The sequence below is a fragment of the Streptomyces sp. NPDC006743 genome (assembly GCF_040703815.1).
Classification (GTDB): domain Bacteria; phylum Actinomycetota; class Actinomycetes; order Streptomycetales; family Streptomycetaceae; genus Streptomyces.
Map to the genome: position 1 here is coordinate 318,937 of NZ_JBEYJA010000003.1, position 21,417 is coordinate 340,353.

Sequence of the window (21,417 nt, forward strand, 5' to 3'; positions counted from 1 at the left end):
ATCGGCGAGGCCCCTGCCGGACTCCCGTCAGACCTCTTCGACGCTGCTCGGCTCGCGCCGGGACAGGTCGATGCCGAGCTCCTCCGCGGCGCGGAAGACATCCTCGTCGGTGTCACGCATCTCGATGGACATACCGTCGCTGGACAGCACCTCCACGTTCAGGCAGAGGGACTGCATCTCCTTGATGAGCACCTTGAAGGACTCGGGGATGCCGGGCTCGGGGATGTTCTCGCCCTTGACGATGGCCTCGTAGACCTTCACGCGGCCGGTGACGTCGTCGGACTTGATGGTCAGCAGCTCCTGGAGGGCGTAGGCGGCGCCGTACGCCTCGAGTGCCCACACCTCCATCTCGCCGAACCGCTGGCCACCGAACTGGGCCTTACCACCCAGCGGCTGCTGGGTGATCATGGAGTACGGGCCGGTCGAACGCGCGTGCAGCTTGTCGTCGACCAGGTGGTGCAGCTTCAGGATGTACATGTAGCCGACCGAGATCGGGTCCGGGAACGGCTCACCGCTGCGGCCGTCGAACAGCCGCGCCTTGCCGGTCGGGAGCACCATGCGCTCGCCGTCCCGGTTCGGGATGGTGTGCTGCAGCAGACCCGCCAGCTCGTCCTCGCGGGCACCGTCGAAGACGGGGGTCGCGACGTTGGTGCCGGGGTCGACCTGGTCGGCGCCGATCGCCTGGAGGCGCTGCGCCCACTCCTCCGCGAGGCCGGAGACGTCCCAGCCGCGGCTGGCGAGCCAGCCGAGGTGGATCTCCAGGACCTGTCCCGGGTTCATCCGGGACGGGACACCGAGCGGGTTGAGGATGATGTCGACCGGGGTGCCGTCCTCCAGGAACGGCATGTCCTCGATCGGGTTGATCTTGGAGATGACGCCCTTGTTGCCGTGGCGGCCGGCGAGCTTGTCACCGTCGGTGATCTTGCGCTTCTGCGCGACGTAGACGCGGACCAGCTGGTTCACGCCCGGCGGCAGCTCGTCGCCCTCCTCGCGGTCGAAGACGCGCACGCCGATGACCTTGCCGGTCTCGCCGTGCGGCACCTTCAGCGAGGTGTCACGGACCTCACGGGCCTTCTCACCGAAGATCGCGCGCAGCAGGCGCTCCTCCGGGGTCAGCTCGGTCTCGCCCTTGGGCGTGACCTTGCCGACCAGGATGTCGCCGGCGATGACCTCGGCGCCGATGCGGATGATGCCGCGCTCGTCGAGGTCGGCGAGGACCTCCTCGGAGACGTTCGGGATGTCCCGGGTGATCTCCTCGGGGCCCAGCTTGGTGTCACGGGCGTCGACCTCGTGCTCCTCGATGTGGATCGAGGAGAGGACGTCGTCCTGCACGAGGCGCTGCGACAGGATGATCGCGTCCTCGTAGTTGTGACCCTCCCACGGCATGAACGCGACCAGCAGGTTCTTGCCGAGCGCCATCTCGCCGTTCTCGGTGGCCGGACCGTCGGCGAGGACCTGACCCTCGATGACGCGGTCGCCCTCGTTGACGATGACCTTCTGGTTGACCGAGGTGCCCTGGTTGGAGCGGGCGAACTTGGCCAGGCGGTACGTGATGTACGTGCCGTCGTCGTTGGCGGTGGTGATGTAGTCGGCGGAGACCTCCTGGACCACACCGGCCTTCTCGGCCTTGACCACGTCGCCGGCGTCGACCGCGGAGCGGTACTCCATGCCGGTGCCGACGAGCGGGGCCTCGCTCTTGATGAGCGGGACGGCCTGGCGCATCATGTTCGCGCCCATGAGGGCACGGTTGGCGTCGTCGTGCTCCAGGAACGGGATCATGGCGGTCGCGACCGACACCATCTGGCGCGGCGAGACGTCCATGTAGTCGACGTCCTCGGGGCTGACGTAGTCGACCTCACCGCCGCGGCGGCGGACCAGGACGCGCGCCTCGGCGAACCGCAGGTCGTCGCCGAGCGTGGCGTTGGCCTGCGCGATGACGAAGCGGTCCTCCTCGTCGGCGGTCAGGTAGTCGACCTCGTCGGTGACCTGGCCGTCGACGACCTTGCGGTACGGGGTCTCGACGAAACCGAACGCGTTGACCCGGCCGTAGGAGGCGAGCGAGCCGATCAGGCCGATGTTCGGGCCTTCGGGCGTCTCAATCGGGCACATGCGGCCGTAGTGCGACGGGTGCACGTCACGGACCTCGAAGCCGGCCCGCTCACGGGAGAGACCACCCGGGCCGAGCGCCGACAGACGGCGCTTGTGGGTGAGACCCGACAGCGGGTTGTTCTGGTCCATGAACTGCGACAGCTGGCTGGTGCCGAAGAACTCCTTGATGGAGGCGACGACCGGCCGGATGTTGATCAGGGTCTGCGGCGTGATCGCCTCGACGTCCTGGGTGGTCATGCGCTCGCGCACGACGCGCTCCATACGGGCGAGACCCGTACGGACCTGGTTCTGGATCAGCTCGCCGACGCTGCGCAGGCGGCGGTTGCCGAAGTGGTCGATGTCGTCGGTCTCGACGACGATCGTGCCGCCGTTGTCCCCGGCGGTCTCGGTCTCACCGGCGTGCAGCTTCACCAGGTACTTGATCGTCGAGATGATGTCCTCGACGGTCAGGATGCCCGCGTCCAGCGGGGCGTCCGCACCCAGCTTCTTGTTGACCTTGTAGCGGCCGACCTTGGCGAGGTCGTAGCGCTTGGGGTTGAAGTAGAGGTTCTCGAGCAGCGTCTGCGCGGCCTCACGCGTGGGGGGCTCGCCCGGACGCAGCTTGCGGTAGATGTCGAGCAGCGCGTCGTCCTGGCCCTGGGTGTGGTCCTTCTCCAGGGTGGCGCGCATCGACTCGTACTCGCCGAACTCCTCGAGGATCTGCTCGTTGGTCCAGCCGAGCGCCTTCAGCAGCACGGTGACCGACTGCTTGCGCTTGCGGTCGATGCGCACACCGACCATGTCGCGCTTGTCGATCTCCATCTCCAGCCAGGCACCCCGGGACGGGATGATCTTGGCGGAGAAGATGTCCTTGTCGGACGTCTTGTCGATGCTCGAGTCGAAGTAGACGCCGGGCGAGCGGACCAGCTGCGAGACGACGACACGCTCGGTGCCGTTGATGACGAAGGTGCCCTTGTTCGTCATGAGCGGGAAGTCGCCCATGAAGACCGTCTGGGACTTGATCTCGCCGGTCTCGTTGTTGGTGAACTCGGCCGTGACGAAGAGCGGGGCGGCGTACGTGAAGTCGCGCTCCTTGCACTCGTCGATGCTGTTCTTCGGGGGCTCGAAGCGGTGGTCGCGGAACGTCAGCGACATCGACCCGGAGAAGTCCTCGATCGGGGAGATCTCCTCGAAGATCTCCTCCAGACCGGACTTGGTGGGGACGTCCTGACCGGACTCCAGAGCCGCCTCGACGCGAGCCTTCCACGCGTCGTTGCCGAGCAGCCAGTCGAAGCTCTCGGTTTGCAGCGCGAGAAGGTTCGGAACCTCGAGGGGCTCCTTGATCTTTGCAAAGGAGATGCGCAGCGGGGCGGTGCTGGCAGCAGTGTTCGTATTCGCGGTCGAGGCATTGCGCGAGGCGGCCAAGAGGGGGTCCTTCCGAGGGCTCGGACTCACTACGCGCGTACCGGCCCCTCTTCCGCTCACCGGGACAGACGGTGCCTGAAGTGGCCGAAGGCCAGGTCAGGTGCGGTCCGGTCGTCGATGCTCGGGCGAGGGCATGCCCCTGGTGACGGGCAGGGGACAGCTAACAGGCAGCGCAAAGGGTCAGTGTAGCCACTTGGCCCACTGATGTCCAGCGCCGGTTTTTCGCGACCCTCGTTGTCGTCACCGCCTACGGCCTGTCACCCTCAACGCACGTTGATACTGCCCTCTTCGCCGCCGATCCATGCCTCGGATTCGGATCGTTGTGACGACGCGTCCTGAGAATTGCGCGCTGCGTGCGGTTCGTCAAGGCCCCTCATACCCGAACCGGATGCTGCCATCGTCACTCGCGGCCTGTCTCCGGGGGCCTCTCGAGGCCGAACGAAGATCACCATACCCCTCCCGGTCGCGGGTGCAAGGCCGCCACAGCCACCCCCGGGAACGCCGAAGAGCGACCACCCGGATGGATGATCGCTCTTCGGTGCGTTCGCGTTACAGCCCTATCGGGCCGTGTTCAGCGCGCAGGAGAGTCCGGAGGGGACTCGTCGGGTCACTTGACCTCGACGGAGGCGCCGGCGCCCTCGAGGGACTCCTTGGCCTTGTCCGCGGCCTCCTTGTTGACCTTCTCCAGGACCGGCTTCGGCGCACCGTCGACCAGGTCCTTGGCCTCCTTCAGGCCGAGGGAGGTCAGCTCGCGCACGACCTTGATGACCTGGATCTTCTTGTCGCCGGCGCCGGTGAGGACGACGTCGAACTCGTCCTTCTCCTCGGCGGCCTCGGCGGCCGGGCCACCCTGGGCCGGGCCCGCGGCGACGGCGACCGCGGCGGCGGCGGTGACGTCGAACTTGTCCTCGAAGGCCTTCACGAACTCGGAGAGCTCGATGAGGGTCATCTCCTCGAACTGGGCGAGCAGGTCTTCCTGGCTGAGCTTCGCCATGAGGGGCGATCCTTCCACTGATTCGGCTGGTGCCGGATGTACTGGGTGTGGCGGGCGTACGTCGGCCCGCTGCGACCCGTGCCGCCTAGACGGCCAGGGTCAGAAAGCGAGCCGAGTTACTCGGCACCGCCCTGCTCGTCCCGCTTGGCACGAAGAGCGTCCACGGTGCGGACGAGCTTCGAGGGAAGCGCCTGGAAGAGCTGAGCAGCCTGGGACTGCTTGCCCTTGAAGGCACCCGCCAGCTTGGAGAGCAGAACCTCGCGGGACTCGAGGTCCGCAAGCTTCTTGATCTCGTCGGCGGACAGCGCCTTGCCGTCAAGGACACCGCCCTTGATGACGAGATTCGGGTTGTCCTTGGCGAAGTCACGGAGACCCTTCGCCGACTCCACCGGGTCACCGGTGACGAAGGCGACAGCCGTCGGACCGTTGAACAGGTCGTCCAGCGTGGTGATCCCGGCCTCGTTGGCCGCAATCTTGGTCAGCGTGTTCTTCACCACGGCGTACTGGGCGTTCTCACCGAGCGAACGACGCAGCGTCTTGAGCTGCGCCACGGTGAGACCGCGGTACTCGGTCAGCACGGCAGCGCTGGAGTTGCGGAACTGCTCCGTCAACTCCGCCACTGCGGCAGCCTTGTCGGGCCTCGCCATAGAGCCTCGGCCTCCTTCCGGGTGATTCTGACCGCGCGGACCCGAAGGAGGACTGGGGAAAACGAAACGCCCCGGCGCAGGCGCTCGGGGCGGACTCGACCGGCCGCACACATGCCGTAGGCATGCACACTCCGGGAGTTCTTCCACAGTCACCTGCGCGGGTCGTCCGCAGTTTCAGCGGATCCTTCGGCCACCGCACCCTCGTGGGAGCGCACGGCAACGACCAGCGGTCTTTGGCTTCTGTAGGAGAGTACGGGAACACGGCGCCGTCGGGCAAATCCGCCCCTGCCGGGGCTCAGCCCTGCTGGGCTCAGCTCTGCCGGGCTCAGCTCTGCTGGGCGCCCTTCATCATCTCGGCCAGGTCCGCGACCTGCCCGGCCGGCGGGGCGGAGACCTTCACGGGCTTGTTGGTGTCCAGGAAGGTGATGGTCATGTCCAGCGGGCCCTTGGTGGCGTCACCGCGCATCCGGAACTGCTTGGTGTGGTCCTGGCCGTCGATCCAGGCGTCCATGGTGACCTTGTCGACGCCCATCTTCTTGTACTGCTCCAGGCTCTTCTGGCGGGTCTCGGCGGTCTGCGGGCTCTCGCCCTTCTGCGCCTTGACCAGGTCGGCGAGGGCGACGGTGCCCGAGTAGTGGGTGGTGGCGACGCCGTCCACGCTCTCGGAGCCGACCTTGCGCAGGTCCTTGGCCGCGGTCAGGAAGGTGGACTCGGTCGCCGGGTTCTGATCGGCCTGGGCGGCGCCCATCTGGTCCATCTGCTTGCCCGCGTCGGTCTGGGACAGGTCGAACTTCAGCCAGCTCTTGCCGTCCATCTCCTTGGCGGCCTCGGGACCGCCGTTGAGGTACATGGCCTTGTCGACGAGCCGGATCTCGACGGTGCCGGCCGAGGGCTGGTCGGCCATCGTCATCTTCATGCTCATCGACACCGTGGGCTTCATCTGCATCTGCGCCTCGGCCTTGACGTGCCCCTCCTCGGGGACCTGGCCGGTCATGCGGTAGTGCAGAGAGGTGATCTCCTGCGAGTTCTTCGCCGCCTTGGCGACGGCCGCGGCGGGCGAGAGCCTCGGCGACTCGGCCGCGCCGTTCTTGCCCGCGCTCTTGGAGTCGCTCTTCGAGTCGTCTCCCGAACAGCCCACCGCGCCCGCGGCGAGGACCAGCGCGGCCAGCGAGGCCGTCGCGACCCTGCGGCCCGTGACGGCGCGGGCGGACGCGCGCCGCGTACGGGCCGAGCCGGGCGTGGTGGGCGTGGTGGGCGTGCTGACAGAGGTGTCCATGGATTCCCCCCAAGGAACGGATGGTGATCACACAGTTGGGACGCGAGCCTATCCGAGCCGCGAGCGGGCGGTCTTGGGGGTTTCTTGACTCAGGAAGTGCCGGCGCCGGCGGCCGCGCCCTGGGACGCCGCCAGGGCCTTGATGTCCACCGTGTCCCTCTTCGGCGGCGCCATGACCGAGACCTCCACGCCGTAGTCGCGGTAGGAGGCGGTGGTGGTCAGGGTGCCGTTCCTGGTGTCCGCCGTCTCGGACTTCTTGACCAGCAGGTTCTCGTCGTTGACCCAGAGGTCGACGGTCTCCGTGGTGATGCCGGTCCGGCTCAGCTGCTTCTTGATGTCGGCGAGCTGGGAGGCGGAGAGGGTCCGGCTGGTCCGGGCGGCGAGGTCCGCCACGTTCACCGTGCCGTGGTAGTGGGTGGTGTGCTGACCCAGGACCTGCTCCTCCCCCGCCTTCTTCACGTCACCCGAGGCCAGCAGCAGCTTCACCGACTGGTTCGGCGTGTTGTTCTGCATCTGGTCCTTCATGTACGCGCCGGAGCCGCCGCCGAGCTTGGCCATGTCGTCGTAGCCGTACCTGATCCAGTGCTTGCCGCCCGCCTGCCGGGCGAACTGGTCGCTCATCCTGGCGTAGTAGGCGTCGGACAGGTAGCGGGCGCGCATCGAGGTGGTCCCCGTGGCGCGCATCGCGTCGGCCACGGTGCCGCCGGTGTACGTCAGCGTCATCGCTCCGGACACGGCCTTGCCCCAGGCGAAGGCGCCGCTGCCCTTCATGGACATCAGCGAGCCCATGCTGACCGTCATGTCGACGCGGGCGGAGTCCGCCTTGTCGGTGGAGGCCGCGGCGAGGCGCAGGGCCGCCAGCGGGCTGACGTGCGTCACGCCCTGCCCGGCCGCCTTGCCCTCCTTGCCGGGATCCCCCGAGGTGCCCCCGGCGCCGCAGGCGGCCACGCCCGTCAGCGCGGCCGTCACCGCGATCGCCAGCGTCGTACGGCGCACCGTCGTGCTCTTCATTCGTCCCCACCCCTATGCGGTTGCTGTGCCTGGCACGCTAGCGCAGGCCGCCGACAGCCGTCCGGACGGCCGTACGGATCGCGCCGTACCGGCGGCATGGACCGGCCGTCCGTGGCGGACCCGCACGGCCCCGTGGGCGCGCTCTGACGGTGCGGCCCGGCGGTTCCCACGGGTGGGGGGCGGGAGGCGGCCCGGGAAAAGGGACGAGCCCCGCACCTCGGAAGGTTGCGGGGCTCGTGCCGACCTGTGCGAGCCGGTGGCTCAGACCGCGGCCGGGTCCTCCTCGACGAGGAGGTTGCGGGTGCGGTTCGGGTCGAGCTGGATGCCGGGGCCCATCGTGGTGCTGATGGCGGCCTTCTTGATGTAGCGACCCTTGGCGGCGGACGGCTTCAGACGGAGGATCTCCTCCAGCGCGGCGCCGTAGTTCTCCACCAGCTTGTCGTCCTCGAAGGACGTCTTGCCGATGATGAAGTGCAGGTTCGAGTGCTTGTCGACGCGGAACTCGATCTTGCCGCCCTTGATCTCGGTCACGGCCTTGGCGGTGTCCGGGGTCACGGTGCCGGTCTTCGGGTTCGGCATCAGACCACGCGGGCCGAGGACGCGGCCGAGGCGGCCGACCTTGCCCATGAGGTCCGGGGTGGCGACGACGGCGTCGAAGTCCAGACGGCCCTTCGCCACCTCGTCGATCAGCTCGTCGGCGCCGACGATGTCGGCGCCCGCGGCACGCGCGGCCTCGGCACGGTCACCGGTCGCGAAGACCAGGACCCGGGCGGTCTTACCGGTGCCGTGCGGAAGGTTCACGGTGCCACGGACCATCTGGTCGGCCTTGCGCGGGTCGACACCCAGGCGGAAGGCGACCTCGACGGTGCCGTCGAACTTGGTCGTGGAGGTCTCCTTGGCGAGACGGACGGCCTCGAGCGGGGCGTACAGCTTCTCCCGGTCGATCTTGGCGTCCGCAGCGCGGAGAGCCTTGCTGCGCTTGCTCACAACTGCTCCTGTGGGTTCTGAAAGGAGTCGTGGTACGGGCCGAGCAGGCCCTGCCACGGTTCTACGGGGGTGTGACGGAGGCTGGGGTTCAGCCCTCGACCGTGATGCCCATGGAGCGGGCGGTGCCGGCGATGATCTTCGACGCGGCGTCCAGGTCGTTGGCGTTGAGGTCGGGCAGCTTGGTCTGGGCGATCTCGCGGACCTGCGCCTCGGTGATCTTGGCGACCTTGGTCTTGTGCGGCTCGCCGGAGCCCTTCTCCACGCCCGCGGCCTTGAGGATCATCTTGGCGGCCGGCGGGGTCTTGGTCACGAAGGTGAAGGAACGGTCCTCGTAGACCGTGATCTCCACCGGGATGACCCAGCCACGCTGCGACTCGGTCGCGGCGTTGTAGGCCTTGCAGAACTCCATGATGTTGACGCCGTGCTGGCCCAGCGCCGGGCCGACCGGCGGGGCCGGGTTCGCCGCACCGGCGTTGATCTGGAGCTTGATGAGCCCCGTGACCTTCTTCTTCTTGGGAGGCATAGCTCTCCGGGTCCTTTCGGTTCGGGTCCTGCCCGCGCTCGGGGACCACCCGGACGCAGGCATACCGCACAACGATAACGGGTATAGATGCGCGGCTGAAAACCGCGCAGGTCAGGCGCTCGCGGAGCGAGCGCCTGACCTGCGCGGAAGCAGTTCGCCCAGAAAGAACTAGTTCTTCTGGATCTGGTCGAAGCTCAGCTCGACCGGGGTCTCGCGACCGAAGATCTCCACCAGACCCTTGACCTTCTTGGAGTCCGGGTTGATCTCGTTGATCGTGGCCTGCAGCGTCGCGAACGGGCCGTCGGTGACGGTGACCGAGTCGCCCACCTCGAAGTCCAGCACCTGGACCTCGACCTTGCGCTGCGGCGCCGGCTTGCCCTCGGCCTCGGCAGCCTCGCGGGCGGCCTTCTCCTCCGCCTCCGGGGCGAGCATCTTCACGATCTCGTCCAGGGACAGCGGGTAGGGGTCGTAGGCGTTGCCGACGAAGCCCGTGACGCCCGGGGTGTTGCGGACGACGCCCCAGGACTCGTTCGTCAGATCCATCCGGACGAGGACGTAACCGGGCAGCTTGTTCTGCCGGACGGTCTTGCGCTCGCCGTTCTTGATCTGGACGATCTCCTCCTCGGGGACCTCGGCCTGGTAGATGAACTCCTCGACGTTCAGCGAGACGGCGCGCTGCTCCAGGTTGGCCTTCACGCGCTTCTCGTAGCCCGCGTAGGTGTGGATCACGTACCACTCGCCGGGCAGCGTGCGCAGTTCCTCGCGGAGCTTGGTGACCGGGTCGACGTCGGGCTCCTCCTCGGCGTCCTCGGTCGCGGCGGCCTCGGCGTCCTCCCCTTCGGCGGCCTCGTCCGCGGCCTCCTCGGAGTCCTCCGACTCGTCGGAGTCCTCGGCGGCCTCGCCGTCCTCGTCCTCGACGTGGACGGCGGCCTCCTCGGCCGGCTCGCCCGCGGCGGCGTCGGCAGCCTCGGCCTCGTCCGCCTCGTCCGCACCCTCGACGATGTCGAGCTCGTCATCCACGGACTCGGTCGGCTCGATGGCGTCGTTCAGGTTCGGGTCAGACACGGTGGCTGCTTCTTCCTGGATACATAGGGGTGGAACATGCGAAAACGGGCGCCGGTAACCACGGCGCCCTTCGCTCTTGGCTCAGCCGAAGACGTACTTGGCCGCGTGGTTGAGCCCATAGTCAATCACGGTCACCAGGCCGATCATGACGGCCACGAAGACGATCACCACGGTGGTGTAGGTCGTCAGCTGGTTACGTGAGGGCCAGACGACCTTGCGGAGTTCCGCGACGATCTGCCGGTAGAAGAGAGCGAGACGCTTCAGCGGGCCCTTCTTGGCACGCTTGCCGCCCTTGCGGGGCTTCTTCTGGGACTCCGCCATCTCGTCCTGGGCATCAGGCGTGTCGATGGAGCCCACGGCGTCCGTCATTCGTCCTCACCTGATTCCGGGTCGTGGCCGTGCCGCGCCCGGTCGAGCCGCACGGCGGTGCATTGCTGTACGTACATGCGCACACATCCTGGCGAAGGTGTGTGTAGCAGGGCCGGAGGGACTTGAACCCCCAACCGCTGGTTTTGGAGACCAGTGCTCTACCAATTGAGCTACGACCCTTTGTGTGTCCCCCAACGTACCGCATCCGACCGTAGGCCCGGTGTGCACCAGGTGCGGCGGCGGCTGCTGAAGGCCAACGAGGTGAGAGTGTACGTGGTCCGGGGCCGGTCGTCGAACAGAAAGTGTTCTTCGCGGCCCGCGGAAGCGGATCGGGCCGGAAGATCGCCTGTCCGGGGCCCGGATCCGGACGGATGTTCACCAGGTGCACCGTCCCTGCCCACTCCGTGAAACCCGTGTGCCCGGCGCCAGGGGGGTCTGGAACCATGGACGGTATGAGCGCTGCAACCCCTCCGACCGAGCGCCGGGTCTCCGCGCGTATCGGCGCGATCTCCGAGTCCGCCACCCTCGCCGTGGACGCCAAGGCCAAGGCCCTGAAGGCCGCCGGGCGTCCGGTGATCGGCTTCGGCGCCGGTGAGCCCGACTTCCCCACCCCGGACTACATCGTCGAGGCGGCCGTCGAGGCCTGCAAGAACCCGAAGTACCACCGGTACACGCCGGCCGGCGGACTGCCCGAGCTGAAGGCCGCGATCGCCGCGAAGACGCTGCGCGACTCCGGCTGGGAGCCGGACGTCTCGCAGATCCTGGTCACCAACGGCGGCAAGCAGGCCATCTACGAGGCCTTCGCCGCGATCCTCGACCCGGGCGACGAGGTCATCGTGCCGGCGCCGTACTGGACGACGTACCCGGAGTCGATCCGCCTGGCCGGCGGGGTCCCCGTCGAGGTCGTCGCCGACGAGACCACCGGCTACCGCGTCACGGTCGAGCAGCTGGAGGCCGCCCGCACCGAGAAGACCAAGGTCGTCCTGTTCGTCTCGCCGTCCAACCCGACCGGCGCGGTGTACTCCGAGGCCGAGACCGAGGCGATCGGGCGCTGGGCCGTCGAGCACGGGCTGTGGGTGCTCACCGACGAGATCTACGAGCACCTGGTCTACGGCGACGCGGTCTCCGTCTCCCTGCCGGCGCTCCTGCCCGAGCTGCGCGACAAGTGCGTCGTCGTCAACGGCGTGGCCAAGACGTACGCCATGACCGGCTGGCGCGTGGGCTGGGTCATCGGCCCCAAGGACGTGATCAAGGCCGCGACCAACCTGCAGTCGCACGCCACGTCCAACGTCTCGAACGTCGCCCAGGTGGCCGCCCTCGCCGCGGTCTCCGGCGGCCTGGAGGCCGTCGCGACGATGCGCGAGGCCTTCGACCGGCGCCGCAGGACCATCGTGCGGATGCTCAACGAGATCGACGGCGTGCTCTGCCCCGAGCCGGAGGGCGCGTTCTACGCCTACCCGTCGGTGAAGGAGCTGATCGGCAAGGAGATCCGCGGCAAGCGCCCGCAGAACTCGGTCGAGCTGGCCGCGCTCATCCTGGAGGAGGCCGAGGTGGCGGTCGTCCCCGGCGAGGCCTTCGGCACCCCGGGCTACCTGCGGCTGTCCTACGCCCTCGGTGACGAGGACCTGGTGGAGGGCGTGAGCCGGATGCAGAAGCTGCTCGCGGAAGCACGGGACTGACGCGAAGCGCCGGAAAAGGGGCGTATCACCTGGGAACGTTCCGGGGTGGTGCGCCCCTGACCTTTGTGCGAGCAAGACCACGAACGGGGAAACGGCTACCGGGACCCGGGGGGCGTACGGCAGGATCCTGGGATGGAGCGTGTACGTGATGTCTCTGAGCTGCCGAAGGCCCATCTGCACCTGCACTTCACCGGGTCGATGCGCCCCGCCACCCTGCTGGAACTGGCCGACAAGTACGGCGTACGGCTGCCCGACGCGCTGACCGAGGCCCTGTTCAGCGGGGAGCCGCCGAGACTGCGGGCGACGGACGAGCGGGGCTGGTTCCGCTTCCAGCGGCTGTACGACGCGGCGCGTTCCTGCCTGCGGGAGCCGGAGGACATCCAGCGGCTGGTGCGCGAGGCCGCCGAGGAGGACGTCAGGGACGGCTCGGGCTGGCTGGAGATCCAGGTCGACCCGACCTCGTACGCGCCGCGCCTGGGCGGGCTGATCCCGGCGCTGGAGATCATCCTGGACGCGGTCGACGCGGCCTCGCGCGAGACGGGCCTGGGGATGCGGGTCCTGGTCGCGGCCAACCGCATGAAGCACCCCCTGGACGCCCGCACGCTGGCCCGGCTGGCCGTGCGCTACCGCGACCGTGGCGTGGTCGGCTTCGGCCTGTCCAACGACGAGCGCCGGGGCATGGCGCGGGACTTCGACCGGGCGTTCGCGATCGCCCGGGAGGGCGGCCTGTTCGCGGCCCCGCACGGCGGCGAGCTGGCCGGCCCGTCCTCGGTCCGGGACTGCCTGGACGACCTGCACGCCCACCGGGTGGGCCACGGCGTGCGGGCGGCGGACGACCCGCGTCTGCTGCGGCGCCTCGCCGAGCGCGGCGTGACCTGTGAGGTCTGCCCGGCCTCCAACGTGGCCCTCGGCGTGTACGAGAAGCCCGCGGACGTCCCCCTGCGGACCCTGTACGACGCCGGTGTCCCGATGGCGCTCGGCGCCGACGACCCCCTGCTCTTCGGCTCCCGGCTGGCGGCCCAGTACGAGTTCGCCCGCCGCCACCACGCCTTCACCGACGCCGAACTGGCCGAACTGGCCCGTCAGTCCATCCGCGGCTCGGCCGCCCCGGAGGACGTACGGACCAAGCTGCTGTCCGGGGTCGACGACTGGCTGGCCGGCTGAGGGACGGCAGGAGGGGCGCAAGGAAGGCCGGGCGGAGCGCCGGGAGAGGGGTCACGACTGCGACAGGGCGCCGATCACCATGGGCAGCGACGACTTGTCGAAGAGCGCGCCGCTCATCGACGGCGGGACCGTCCTGCCGTTGACCTTCAGCGTGGGCGTGCCGGTCACCCCGGAGGCGTCGAAGGCGCGCGCGGAGGCGGTCACGAAACCGCGGTACTTCATGCCCTTGACCGCCGCGTCGAACTCCTGGCCGCGCAGGCCCTTCACGCGGGAGGCCATGTCCAGCAGGAACGCGTCGGTGTAGCCGTCGACGCTCTCCTCGGGCTGGTGAGCGAAGAGGACGTCGTGGAACTCGGCGAACCTGCCCGCGTCCAGGGCGGCCCGCAGGGCGTTCGCGGCCTTCTCCGAGCCGTGGCCGCCGTCGCGGTCGAGGAAGGAGGCCAGGGTGTACTCCGCCCGCACCTCACCGGAGCGGACCAGGTCGCGCAGGGCCTCGCCGCCGCCCTCGGTCTCGAACTTCTTGCAGACCGGGCAGCGCATGTCCTCGTAGACGTGGACGACGGTCTTGGCCCGCGGCGAACCGACGCGGACGGTGGTGCCGTCGGGCGCGAGCGTCTGTGTGGCCGCCGCCGTGCCGGTGGCCACCGTACCGGGGGCCGCGGCGGCGGGCTCCCCGTCCCCGCCGGCCGCCTTGCCGCCGTCGGCTCCCTGGTCGCACCCTGTGGCGAGCGCGCCCACCAGTACGGCCGCGACCGCGATCACGACGCCCCGGCGGCCCCGCCGGCCTCGTACGCCCCGCATGGTCCTTCCCCTCCCTGTCGGAACAGGGATCGACCCTATGCGATCTCCGGGCGGCTACAGGCTCACTCCGACCGTCACCGGCTCGTTGACCAGGGTGATGCCGAAGGCCCCGCGGACGCCCGCCACGACCTCGCGGGCGAGGGCCAGCAGGTCCTCCGTGGTGGCGCCGCCGCGGTTGGTCAGGGCGAGCGTGTGTTTGCCGGAGATGCGGGCCGGACCCGTGCCGTAGCCCTTGGTGAAGCCGGCCTTGTCGATCAGCCAGGCCGCCGAGGTCTTGGTGCGCCCCTGACCCGCCGGGTACGCGGGCGGCTCCGCACCCTCGCCCAGCCGCTCCCGCACGCGCGCGCGGAACGCGCCGAACTCGGCGTCCGTGAGGATGGGGTTGGTGAAGAAGGACCCGGCCGACCAGGTGTCGTGGTCCTCGGGGTCCAGCACCATGCCCTTGCCCGCGCGCAGCTTCAGCACGGTGTCGCGGGCGGTGCCCAGCGGAACGCGGTCGCCGGCGGACACGCCCAGGGCGCGCGCCGTCTCGGCGTATCTCAGGGGCGCCGACAGCCCGCCCGCGTCCTCCAGGGCGAAACGGACCCGCAGGACGACGTACCGGTCGGGGTGCTCCTTGAAGCGGCTGTGCCGGTAGGAGAAGGCGCAGTCCGCGTTGGCCAGGGTCACCGTCTCGCCGGCCGCGCGGTCGTAGGCGACGACCTCGGTGATGGTGGCGGAGACCTCCTGGCCGTACGCCCCGACGTTCTGGACGGGGGTGGCGCCGGCGGAGCCGGGGATGCCGGAGAGGCACTCGATGCCCGCGAGCCCGACCTCCACGGTGCGGGCGACGGCGTCGGACCACACCTCGCCGGCGGCCAGCTCCAGCGTCGTCCCGTGGAGGGCGAAGCCGCGGGTGGCGATGTGCAGCGCGGTGCCGTCGAAACCCTTGTCGCCGATGACCAGGTTGGAGCCGCCGCCGATGACCAGCAGCGGGGTGCCCGCGGCGTCGGCCTCGCGGACGGCGTCGACGACCTCCGCGTCGGTGGTCGCGGTGAGCAGCCGGGTCGCGGGACCGCCCAGCCGGAAGGTGGTCAGCGGGGCGAGGGGCGCGTCGTGGAGTTCCTGCACGCGCCCAAGACTACGGGGCCCCGCCGACAGCACCGCCTCGGCCCGCGACGGCGGACGGCAGACGGCAGACGGCAGACGGCGTCAGGCCAGTCGGACGACCGCCTGGGACCTGCCGAGGACCTTCTGGCCGCCGCACGTCGCGATCAGGTCGACCCGCACGGTGCGGTCGTCGAGCTTGGCGCCGACCTTGCCGACGACCTCGACGAGCGCCCCCTTGTCGTCGTTCGGGACGACGACGGGCTTGGTGAAGCGGACGCCGTACTCCACGACCGCGCCGGGGTCCCCGGCCCAGTCGGTGACGACGCGGATCGCCTCGGCCATGGTGAACATGCCGTGCGCGATCACGTCCGGCAGTCCGACCTCCTTGGCGAACTTCTCGTTCCAGTGGATCGGGTTGAAGTCCCCGGAGGCACCCGCGTACTGGACGAGGGTGGTACGGGTCACGGGGAAGGCACGGCCCGGCAGTTCGGTGCCGACCTCGACGTCGTCGTAGGAGATCTTCGCCGTCATCGGTTCCTCACGCCTCCTCGGCCGCACGGGCCACCAGCTTCATCCAGGCGGTCACCACGTGCTCGCCCGCCGCGTCGTGCACCTCGCCGCGGATGTCCAGGATGTCGCTGCCGGCCATGGTCTTGACCGCCTCGATGGTCGAGGTCACGGTCAGCCGGTCACCGGCGCGCACGGGCCGCTGGTAGGCGAACTTCTGGTCGCCGTGCACCACGCGGCTGTAGTCGAGGCCGAGCCGCGGGTCCTGGACGACCTCGCCGGCGGCCCGGTACGTGATCAGGAACACGAAGGTCGGCGGGGCGATCACGTCGGGGTGGCCGAGCGCCCGGGCGGCCTCGGGGTCCGTGTACGCCGGGTTGGCGTCACCCACCGCCTGGGCGAACTCGCGGATCTTCTCCCGGCCCACCTCGTAGGGGGCGGTGGGCGGATAGGAACGGCCCACGAAGGACTGGTCGAGCGCCATGGGCTCGGTACCTCCTGGTGTCAGCTGCGGTCGTGCGGAGGGATCCGGGGAGACGACGGGGAGCCGGGTCCACCGGAGCCGGAGAAGCGGCGGAGCTGGTGAAACAACGTGAGGCCGCCCCCATGGTGCGGGGGCGGCCTCACGTATGAGCCTGATTTATCGCGTTTCGCGGTGCGCGGTGTGCGCGTTGCAACGCGGGCAGTGCTTCTTCATCTCAAGACGATCCGGGTTGTTACGCCGGTTCTTCTTGGTGATGTAGTTCCGCTCCTTGCACTCCACGCAGGCCAGCGTGATCTTCGGGCGGACGTCGGTGGCAGCCACGTGAGTGCTCCTAAGACGAACGGGTGGACTAACTTCAACGCAAGAAAGAGTAGCCGATCGAAGGACCGACCCCGCAATCGGCTACTGTCAGTAGCGGTGACCGGACTTGAACCGGTGACACAGCGATTATGAGCCGCTTGCTCTACCGACTGAGCTACACCGCTTTGATGAGATCGGGCCCCGCCTCGCGGCGGGAACCTCTCACACCAGAGCCCCAATACGGAATCGAACCGTAGACCTTCTCCTTACCATGGAGACGCTCTGCCGACTGAGCTATTGGGGCGAGCGATGAAGACATTACACGGTCCGCAGCCGTTCGCCCAAATCCGTTCCGCGGGCCCGCCTCCCGTGTCCGCCGCCCCCCGACCGGGCGGCCACACCGGTACGACTATTGCGCTCCTCCCGCTTCCCGGCGGGCGGTCACCCTAGGCTCGACGCACTCTGCGTGATCTTGCGTGCCCCGGTGTGCGCACCGCGCGCCCCTGTCCCGTGTTCACCTGTCGTACCTGGAGTGCGATGCCCCCCGGTCAGCCGCAGCCGCCCCACTCGTCGTCCTCCCCGGGACCCTCCGGCCGGCCGGACCCGGACACCCTACTGCTGTGCGGAGCACGGCTCACCGACGGCCGGACCGTGGACGTACGGCTGTCCGGCGGCCGCATCGAGGCGGTGGGCACGGCCGGCAGCCTGGGCCCGGCAGGCGGCCCCGCCGCCCGGCCCGGTGCGGCGGAGCGGGAGTGCGGCCCCGGCCGGGGCGGTGAGCGCGGCGCGGACGAGCCGCGCGGGGGCGGGGGGCGGGACGGCGGGGCCCGCGTGGACCTCAGCGGCTACCTGCTCCTGCCGGCCCCGGCCGAGCCCCACGCGCATGCCGACACCGCCCTGACCGCCGACACCGACGGGCCCCTCTCCTACGACGCGGAGGACGTCCAGCGCCGGGCCACCGAGGCGGCGCTGCTCCAGCTCGGGCACGGCGCCACCGCGCTGCGCGCGCACGTGCGCGTGGGGGACGTCCAGGGGCTGGGCGCCCTGACGGCGGTGCTGCGGGCGCGCCGGGCGCTGCGCGGGCTGGCCGAGCTGACGACGGTGGCGGTGCCGCGGGTGCTGACCGGTGCGGCCGGCGCGGACGGCCTGGCGGTGCTGCGCGACGCGGTCAAGATGGGCGCCTGTGTCGTCGGCGGCTGCCCCGACGTCGATCCCGATCCCACCGGGTACGTGGAGGCCGTCCTCGAGGTGGCCTCCGAGCACGGCTGCCCGGTCGACCTGCACACGGACGGCACCGACCCGGCCCGCCTCGCCCGGATCGCGGTGATGGCGGGCGGACTCCGTCCCGGTGTGACGCTGAGCCCCTGCGGCGGCCTGGCCCGGCTGCCCGCCGAGGCGGCGGCCCGGACCGCGGACCAGCTGGCCGCGGCGGGCGTGACGGTGGTGTGCCTGCCGCAGGGCGGGTGCGCGGGCGCGGAGGGCCCGGGGACGGCTCCGGTACGGCTGCTGCGGGCGGCCGGGGTACGGGTGGCCGCGGGCAGCGGCGCCCTGCGGGACGTGTCCAACCCGGTCGGCCGCGGTGACCCGCTGGAGGCGGCCTACCTGCTGGTCTCCCGGTACGGACTGCGTCCCGAGGACGCCTACGAGATGGTGAGCGCCTCAGCCCGGGCGGTGCTCGGTCTGCCCGAGGTGCGGGTGGAGGCCGGGTTCCCGGCCGAACTGCTCGCGGTGCGCGGTGACCGGCTCGCGGGGGCGCTGTCGCTCGCGTACAGCCGCATCGTGGTGCACCGGGGGCGCGTGGTGGCGCGTACCAGCGCGGTACGGGAGTTCTGCGACTCGGCGGCGTCGGTGGAACTGGGGCTGCCGCGGCAGGGGCGGGGGGAGTTGTCGTAGGGGCGGAGGCGGTGAGGGCGCCTTCCGGGCCCGGCGGGGCGGGGGACGGTGGGGGCGCCGTCCGGGCCGGCGGGGCGGCGGGGTGCCTGCGGGGAGGGCGTGGGGCGTTCGGGGCGGATCCGGGGATGCGTCGTCGGGTTGTCGGGGGCGCGTGGCCGGGGAGGGTTCCCTGGGGGCGCGGGGCGGATCTGGGGCGGGGTGCCCGAGTGCGGGGCCGGGGCGAGGTCCCCGGCTGCGGGGCCGGGGCGAGGTCCCCGGAATGCGGGACCGGGATGGGTTCCCCGGGTGCGAAACCGGGGCGAGGCCCCCGGGTACGGGACCGGGTGGGTTCCCCGGGTACGGGACCGGGGTGGGTTCCCCGGGTACGGGACCGGGGAGGGTGATCGCTGGTGCGCCGCCGGGGCGTGCCGAAGCCGTGCGGCGGATACGGCCGTCCGGGCGTACGGTCGGAGACATGCGCATTGTCATCGCTGGTGGTCATGGTCAGATCGCGCTGCGGCTGGAGCGGTTGCTCGCCGCGCGGGGGGACGAGGTCGCGGGCATCATCCGCCGGGCCGAGCAGGCCGGCGACCTGCGGGCGGCCGGCGCCGAACCGGTCGTGCTGGACCTGGAGTCCGCCTCGGCCGAGGAGGTCGCGCAGCGGCTGCGGGGCGCGGACGCGGCGGTGTTCGCGGCGGGTGCGGGACCGGGCAGCGGCGCGGCCCGCAAGGACACGGTGGACAAGGGAGCGGCGGTGCTGTTCGCCGACGCGGCGGTCCGGGCGGGGGTACGGCGTCACGTGGTCGTGTCCTCGATGGGCGCGGACGCGCGCCACGAGGGCGACGACGTCTTCGACGTGTACCTGCGCGCCAAGGGCGAGGCGGACGACCACGTGCGCGCGCAGGAGGGCCTCGACTGGACGATCCTGCGCCCGGGCTCGCTGACGGACGAACCCGGCACCGGCCAGGTCCGGCTGGAGGCGCACACCGGCCGGGGATCGGTGTCCCGCGACGACGTGGCCACGGTGCTGGCCGAACTGGTGGACACCCCGGCGACAGCCGGCCTGACACTGGAACTGGTCGGCGGTTCGACCCCGGTGGCGGTGGCGGTGAAGTCGGTGGCCGGGAACTGAGCGCACGGGCGGGACGCGGCGCGCCCGCCGTCCGCTCAGAACAGGCGGAGCTGCCCGGGGAAGTCGGGGACGGCGTATCCGTCCAGCGACGGCTGTACGGCCCCGAGTTGCGCGGGCCGGCGCGAGCCGGGACACGAGGTCAGCTCACCGGTGCCGCGCGCCCCAGGCGGGTCGTGCCGCGCGAACCGCCCGGCGACGACAGCGATCTCCCGACGGCACACGGGGCAGGCTCTACGGCGCGAGGACGAGGACATGGGGCCAGTGTGCACCGGGGCACCGACAACGCCGGGGCGGCCGGACGCGGCCACCGCTTCGCGGGACCGCCCGGCACGTGCGGCGGACCCGTGACCTCACAGCTTGCCGAAGACCACTGGCCGCCAGGTCCAGCCGGACTCCAGGACGGTGGCGCGCAGCGGCTCGCGCAGCCGGGCGCTGTCGAAGCGGAAGGTCTCCGTCGCCTCCACCCGGCCGTCGGCCCCCCGCCCGATGGTCCACTGGCGGCTGACGGTCCGGCTCGGCCCGCGTGTGTACGCCGAGGTGACCTGGAGCCTCGTGGGAGTGCCGACGCGGCTCAGTTCCCACTGTTCCTCGAGAGCCCGGACCTCGTGCGCCTGACGGTCCAGCCGCATGCGGATCCGCACGGCGTGACTGATCTGGGACCGGACGAAGATCTGCTGCCATGCGGGCTCCGTCAACCGCCACTCCGCCAGCAGGTCGCACCGTTCACCGCCGCCGTAGCGGACGACGAACGCGGCCTGCGGCCCGTTGAGGCCGAGCAGCGCCGCCCGCATCTCTTCCCCGGGGACGGCCGGCACCCCGTCCGGCGGGCGCTGAGTGCCGGTCAGCTTGTCGAAGAATCCCATGACGGCAAGCTATGCCCGCACCGCCGCAGTCCCCCACCCCCGCGCTGCACCGGACACCCGGCCCACGTGGCAGAGGAGCAGAGCCATGCGAGTACGTCGCGCCAAGCGGGCCTTCGCCTGCGTTGCGACCGGCTTCCTGCTGGCCGGCGGTACCGCAATCGGCACGACGAGTACGGCCACAGCAGCCGCCCCCGCCGCGACGACCGCGTCGGTTTCCACGAGCGGTGAGTGCACCAAGTGGCAGCGGGCCTACGGCTACTACGACGTGACTGTTTCGCTCCATCCGACAGGGTCGGCACGGCGACAGATGAGGCCCCGTTTCGTCAGCACGGATCGCACGGGACCTCATCGTTCCCAGATGGGTCAGCCCGCTACGCGCTCTGCCGCGTGGGCGTTGTCGTACTTGGTCTGAGCTCGCGTGCCGGGGGTGACGCAGACCAAGTCACGAGCGTCCGCTTCACGCCATACGTACCCGGACGCGCACGTAAGGCTGGTGTTGACCCACCGGCTTTCCTTGTGCGCGTTGTCGTCCGCGGCCTGGGCGCGGGTACCGGGAGTGACGCAGACGTGATCACCAGCGAACGCCTCACGCCACACGTACCCCGAGATGCAGGTGTCCGCTGTCTGAGTCGTCCTCGCGGCCGCGACCGTGGCGCCTGGAAGGGCGATGCCACCCGCGACTGCCACCAGAACGGCAGCGGCTGAGCTGGCCCTGCAATGACGTTTGAGGAAACTCGCCATGGCTCCGCATTCCTTTCCTGGGCTGACGCGCTCGAGCGTCGCTTGAGAATGCCCCTAGCTGGGCTGGCGTCTTCGGCATGGGCCCTAGTCGCTCGGTCTCCGACGACAACTCGCGCTTGTCCCATCCGGCAGGCGGCGGTCACTCGACCTGACCCTCGATCCGCATGCGTACATCCCCGAGGCACGCGGACGGCTTGGCGGAAAGTACGCCTTCCTCTCCTGCCGACTTCGCATCTCATCATGGCACTGCCTGCTGCCTTGCGCACCTTGAGTGAAATGTCCGCGAGGCGGCTGCACAGCTTGCGCTACTGAGGTTGAACTCGTGATGTCGTGGAGTTGCTCAGGCGGGCCTGATGGTCAGGCCGGTCTCGGTGAGGCAGCCGTCTATGAGGTGACTGCGG

The 21,417-nt window shown here is 70.3% G+C and carries 20 protein-coding genes and 3 tRNA genes; 4 read left to right on the forward strand and 19 right to left on the reverse strand.

Going from position 1 to position 21,417, the window contains the following annotated elements:
* Positions 1 to 27 precede the first annotated feature (27 nt).
* The 10 genes from rpoB to ABZ719_RS04585 all read right to left on the reverse strand — a co-directional run bounded on the left by rpoB (position 28) and on the right by ABZ719_RS04585 (position 10,564).
* The gene (rpoB, locus tag ABZ719_RS04540) at positions 28 to 3,513 is read right to left on the reverse strand and encodes a DNA-directed RNA polymerase subunit beta (RefSeq protein ID WP_366723729.1); all 3,486 of its coding nucleotides are present in this window, start codon (positions 3,511 to 3,513) and stop codon (positions 28 to 30) included.
* Positions 3,514 to 4,120: 607 nt separating this feature from the next.
* Positions 4,121 to 4,507 carry a 50S ribosomal protein L7/L12 gene (gene rplL, locus ABZ719_RS04545; protein WP_366723730.1) on the reverse strand — a complete coding sequence of 129 codons (387 nt, stop codon included), beginning with the start codon at positions 4,505 to 4,507 and terminating at the stop codon, positions 4,121 to 4,123.
* 116 nt (positions 4,508 to 4,623) lie between these two features.
* Positions 4,624 to 5,154, reverse strand: a complete 531-nt coding sequence (gene rplJ, locus ABZ719_RS04550) for a 50S ribosomal protein L10 (RefSeq protein ID WP_018564784.1) — start codon at positions 5,152 to 5,154, stop codon at positions 4,624 to 4,626.
* A gap of 325 nt (positions 5,155 to 5,479) precedes the next feature.
* The gene (locus ABZ719_RS04555; RefSeq protein ID WP_366723731.1) at positions 5,480 to 6,430 is read right to left on the reverse strand and encodes an LppX_LprAFG lipoprotein; all 951 of its coding nucleotides are present in this window, start codon (positions 6,428 to 6,430) and stop codon (positions 5,480 to 5,482) included.
* Between the two features lie 89 nt (positions 6,431 to 6,519).
* Positions 6,520 to 7,440: a hypothetical protein gene (locus ABZ719_RS04560; RefSeq protein WP_366723732.1), complete on the reverse strand. Its 921-nt coding sequence runs from the start codon at positions 7,438 to 7,440 to the stop codon at positions 6,520 to 6,522.
* A 261-nt stretch (positions 7,441 to 7,701) separates the two neighbouring features.
* On the reverse strand, positions 7,702 to 8,427 hold the full coding sequence (rplA, locus tag ABZ719_RS04565) for a 50S ribosomal protein L1 (RefSeq protein WP_037858376.1): 726 nt from the start codon (positions 8,425 to 8,427) through the stop codon (positions 7,702 to 7,704).
* A gap of 88 nt (positions 8,428 to 8,515) precedes the next feature.
* Positions 8,516 to 8,950 (reverse strand): 50S ribosomal protein L11, encoded by a 435-nt coding sequence (gene rplK, locus ABZ719_RS04570; protein ID WP_037858373.1) that lies wholly within the window; start codon positions 8,948 to 8,950, stop codon positions 8,516 to 8,518.
* A gap of 168 nt (positions 8,951 to 9,118) precedes the next feature.
* Positions 9,119 to 10,015, reverse strand: coding sequence for a transcription termination/antitermination protein NusG (nusG, locus tag ABZ719_RS04575; RefSeq protein ID WP_037858371.1), 897 nt, complete (start codon positions 10,013 to 10,015; stop codon positions 9,119 to 9,121).
* Positions 10,016 to 10,096: 81 nt separating this feature from the next.
* Positions 10,097 to 10,384, reverse strand: coding sequence for a preprotein translocase subunit SecE (secE, locus tag ABZ719_RS04580; RefSeq protein ID WP_037858369.1), 288 nt, complete (start codon positions 10,382 to 10,384; stop codon positions 10,097 to 10,099).
* A 107-nt stretch (positions 10,385 to 10,491) separates the two neighbouring features.
* Positions 10,492 to 10,564 (reverse strand) — tRNA-Trp (locus ABZ719_RS04585).
* A 272-nt stretch (positions 10,565 to 10,836) separates the two neighbouring features.
* Here ABZ719_RS04585 and ABZ719_RS04590 point away from each other — a divergent pair.
* Complete coding sequence (locus ABZ719_RS04590; RefSeq protein ID WP_366723733.1) at positions 10,837 to 12,063, forward strand: pyridoxal phosphate-dependent aminotransferase; 1,227 nt, start codon at positions 10,837 to 10,839, stop codon at positions 12,061 to 12,063.
* Between the two features lie 132 nt (positions 12,064 to 12,195).
* Entirely contained in the window at positions 12,196 to 13,227 is a 1,032-nt protein-coding gene (locus ABZ719_RS04595; protein WP_366723734.1) for an adenosine deaminase, read from the forward strand.
* Positions 13,228 to 13,278: 51 nt separating this feature from the next.
* Here ABZ719_RS04595 and ABZ719_RS04600 read toward each other — a convergent pair whose 3' ends face one another.
* From ABZ719_RS04600 to ABZ719_RS04630, 7 genes are all read right to left on the reverse strand, one after another.
* Positions 13,279 to 14,028 carry a thioredoxin domain-containing protein gene (locus ABZ719_RS04600; protein WP_366723735.1) on the reverse strand — a complete coding sequence of 250 codons (750 nt, stop codon included), beginning with the start codon at positions 14,026 to 14,028 and terminating at the stop codon, positions 13,279 to 13,281.
* 54 nt (positions 14,029 to 14,082) lie between these two features.
* A complete protein-coding gene (locus tag ABZ719_RS04605; RefSeq protein WP_366723736.1) occupies positions 14,083 to 15,138 on the reverse strand; it encodes a UDP-N-acetylmuramate dehydrogenase in 1,056 nt (351 codons plus the stop codon).
* Between the two features lie 81 nt (positions 15,139 to 15,219).
* Positions 15,220 to 15,648, reverse strand: a complete 429-nt coding sequence (locus ABZ719_RS04610) for a MaoC family dehydratase (RefSeq protein WP_366723737.1) — start codon at positions 15,646 to 15,648, stop codon at positions 15,220 to 15,222.
* Between the two features lie 7 nt (positions 15,649 to 15,655).
* Entirely contained in the window at positions 15,656 to 16,108 is a 453-nt protein-coding gene (locus ABZ719_RS04615; RefSeq protein ID WP_037863549.1) for a MaoC family dehydratase N-terminal domain-containing protein, read from the reverse strand.
* Positions 16,109 to 16,264: 156 nt separating this feature from the next.
* Positions 16,265 to 16,429, reverse strand: coding sequence for a 50S ribosomal protein L33 (rpmG, locus tag ABZ719_RS04620; RefSeq protein WP_003948671.1), 165 nt, complete (start codon positions 16,427 to 16,429; stop codon positions 16,265 to 16,267).
* Between the two features lie 91 nt (positions 16,430 to 16,520).
* A tRNA-Met gene (locus tag ABZ719_RS04625) sits at positions 16,521 to 16,593 on the reverse strand.
* A 46-nt stretch (positions 16,594 to 16,639) separates the two neighbouring features.
* Positions 16,640 to 16,712: transfer RNA gene (locus tag ABZ719_RS04630), tRNA-Thr, on the reverse strand.
* Positions 16,713 to 16,945: 233 nt separating this feature from the next.
* On the opposite strand from ABZ719_RS04630, the gene ABZ719_RS04635 reads away from it, so the two are divergent.
* Positions 16,946 to 18,301 (forward strand): amidohydrolase family protein, encoded by a 1,356-nt coding sequence (locus ABZ719_RS04635; RefSeq protein ID WP_366723738.1) that lies wholly within the window; start codon positions 16,946 to 16,948, stop codon positions 18,299 to 18,301.
* A 454-nt stretch (positions 18,302 to 18,755) separates the two neighbouring features.
* The gene (locus ABZ719_RS04640; RefSeq protein ID WP_366723739.1) at positions 18,756 to 19,412 is read left to right on the forward strand and encodes an SDR family oxidoreductase; all 657 of its coding nucleotides are present in this window, start codon (positions 18,756 to 18,758) and stop codon (positions 19,410 to 19,412) included.
* A gap of 35 nt (positions 19,413 to 19,447) precedes the next feature.
* Here ABZ719_RS04640 and ABZ719_RS04645 read toward each other — a convergent pair whose 3' ends face one another.
* The gene (locus ABZ719_RS04645) at positions 19,448 to 19,666 is read right to left on the reverse strand and encodes a hypothetical protein (protein WP_366723740.1); all 219 of its coding nucleotides are present in this window, start codon (positions 19,664 to 19,666) and stop codon (positions 19,448 to 19,450) included.
* A 96-nt stretch (positions 19,667 to 19,762) separates the two neighbouring features.
* Positions 19,763 to 20,275, reverse strand: a complete 513-nt coding sequence (locus tag ABZ719_RS04650; protein WP_366723741.1) for a hypothetical protein — start codon at positions 20,273 to 20,275, stop codon at positions 19,763 to 19,765.
* Positions 20,276 to 21,417 lie beyond the last annotated feature (1,142 nt).

Excerpts from the sequence above, each read along its gene's own strand:
- rplL (WP_366723730.1), bottom strand. The coding sequence starts at position 4,507 with ATGGCGAAGCTCAGCCAGGAAGACCTGCTCGCCCAGTTCGAGGAGATG.
- rplJ (WP_018564784.1), bottom strand. The coding sequence starts at position 5,154 with ATGGCGAGGCCCGACAAGGCTGCCGCAGTGGCGGAGTTGACGGAGCAG.
- ABZ719_RS04555 (WP_366723731.1), bottom strand. The coding sequence starts at position 6,430 with ATGGACACCTCTGTCAGCACGCCCACCACGCCCACCACGCCCGGCTCG.
- ABZ719_RS04560 (WP_366723732.1), bottom strand. The coding sequence starts at position 7,440 with ATGAAGAGCACGACGGTGCGCCGTACGACGCTGGCGATCGCGGTGACG.
- rplK (WP_037858373.1), bottom strand. The coding sequence starts at position 8,950 with ATGCCTCCCAAGAAGAAGAAGGTCACGGGGCTCATCAAGCTCCAGATC.
- secE (WP_037858369.1), bottom strand. The coding sequence starts at position 10,384 with ATGACGGACGCCGTGGGCTCCATCGACACGCCTGATGCCCAGGACGAG.
- ABZ719_RS04590 (WP_366723733.1), top strand. The coding sequence starts at position 10,837 with ATGAGCGCTGCAACCCCTCCGACCGAGCGCCGGGTCTCCGCGCGTATC.
- ABZ719_RS04595 (WP_366723734.1), top strand. The coding sequence starts at position 12,196 with ATGGAGCGTGTACGTGATGTCTCTGAGCTGCCGAAGGCCCATCTGCAC.
- ABZ719_RS04600 (WP_366723735.1), bottom strand. The coding sequence starts at position 14,028 with ATGCGGGGCGTACGAGGCCGGCGGGGCCGCCGGGGCGTCGTGATCGCG.
- ABZ719_RS04610 (WP_366723737.1), bottom strand. The coding sequence starts at position 15,648 with ATGACGGCGAAGATCTCCTACGACGACGTCGAGGTCGGCACCGAACTG.
- ABZ719_RS04615 (WP_037863549.1), bottom strand. The coding sequence starts at position 16,108 with ATGGCGCTCGACCAGTCCTTCGTGGGCCGTTCCTATCCGCCCACCGCC.
- ABZ719_RS04635 (WP_366723738.1), top strand. The coding sequence starts at position 16,946 with ATGCCCCCCGGTCAGCCGCAGCCGCCCCACTCGTCGTCCTCCCCGGGA.
- ABZ719_RS04640 (WP_366723739.1), top strand. The coding sequence starts at position 18,756 with ATGCGCATTGTCATCGCTGGTGGTCATGGTCAGATCGCGCTGCGGCTG.
- ABZ719_RS04645 (WP_366723740.1), bottom strand. The coding sequence starts at position 19,666 with ATGTCCTCGTCCTCGCGCCGTAGAGCCTGCCCCGTGTGCCGTCGGGAG.
- ABZ719_RS04650 (WP_366723741.1), bottom strand. The coding sequence starts at position 20,275 with ATGGGATTCTTCGACAAGCTGACCGGCACTCAGCGCCCGCCGGACGGG.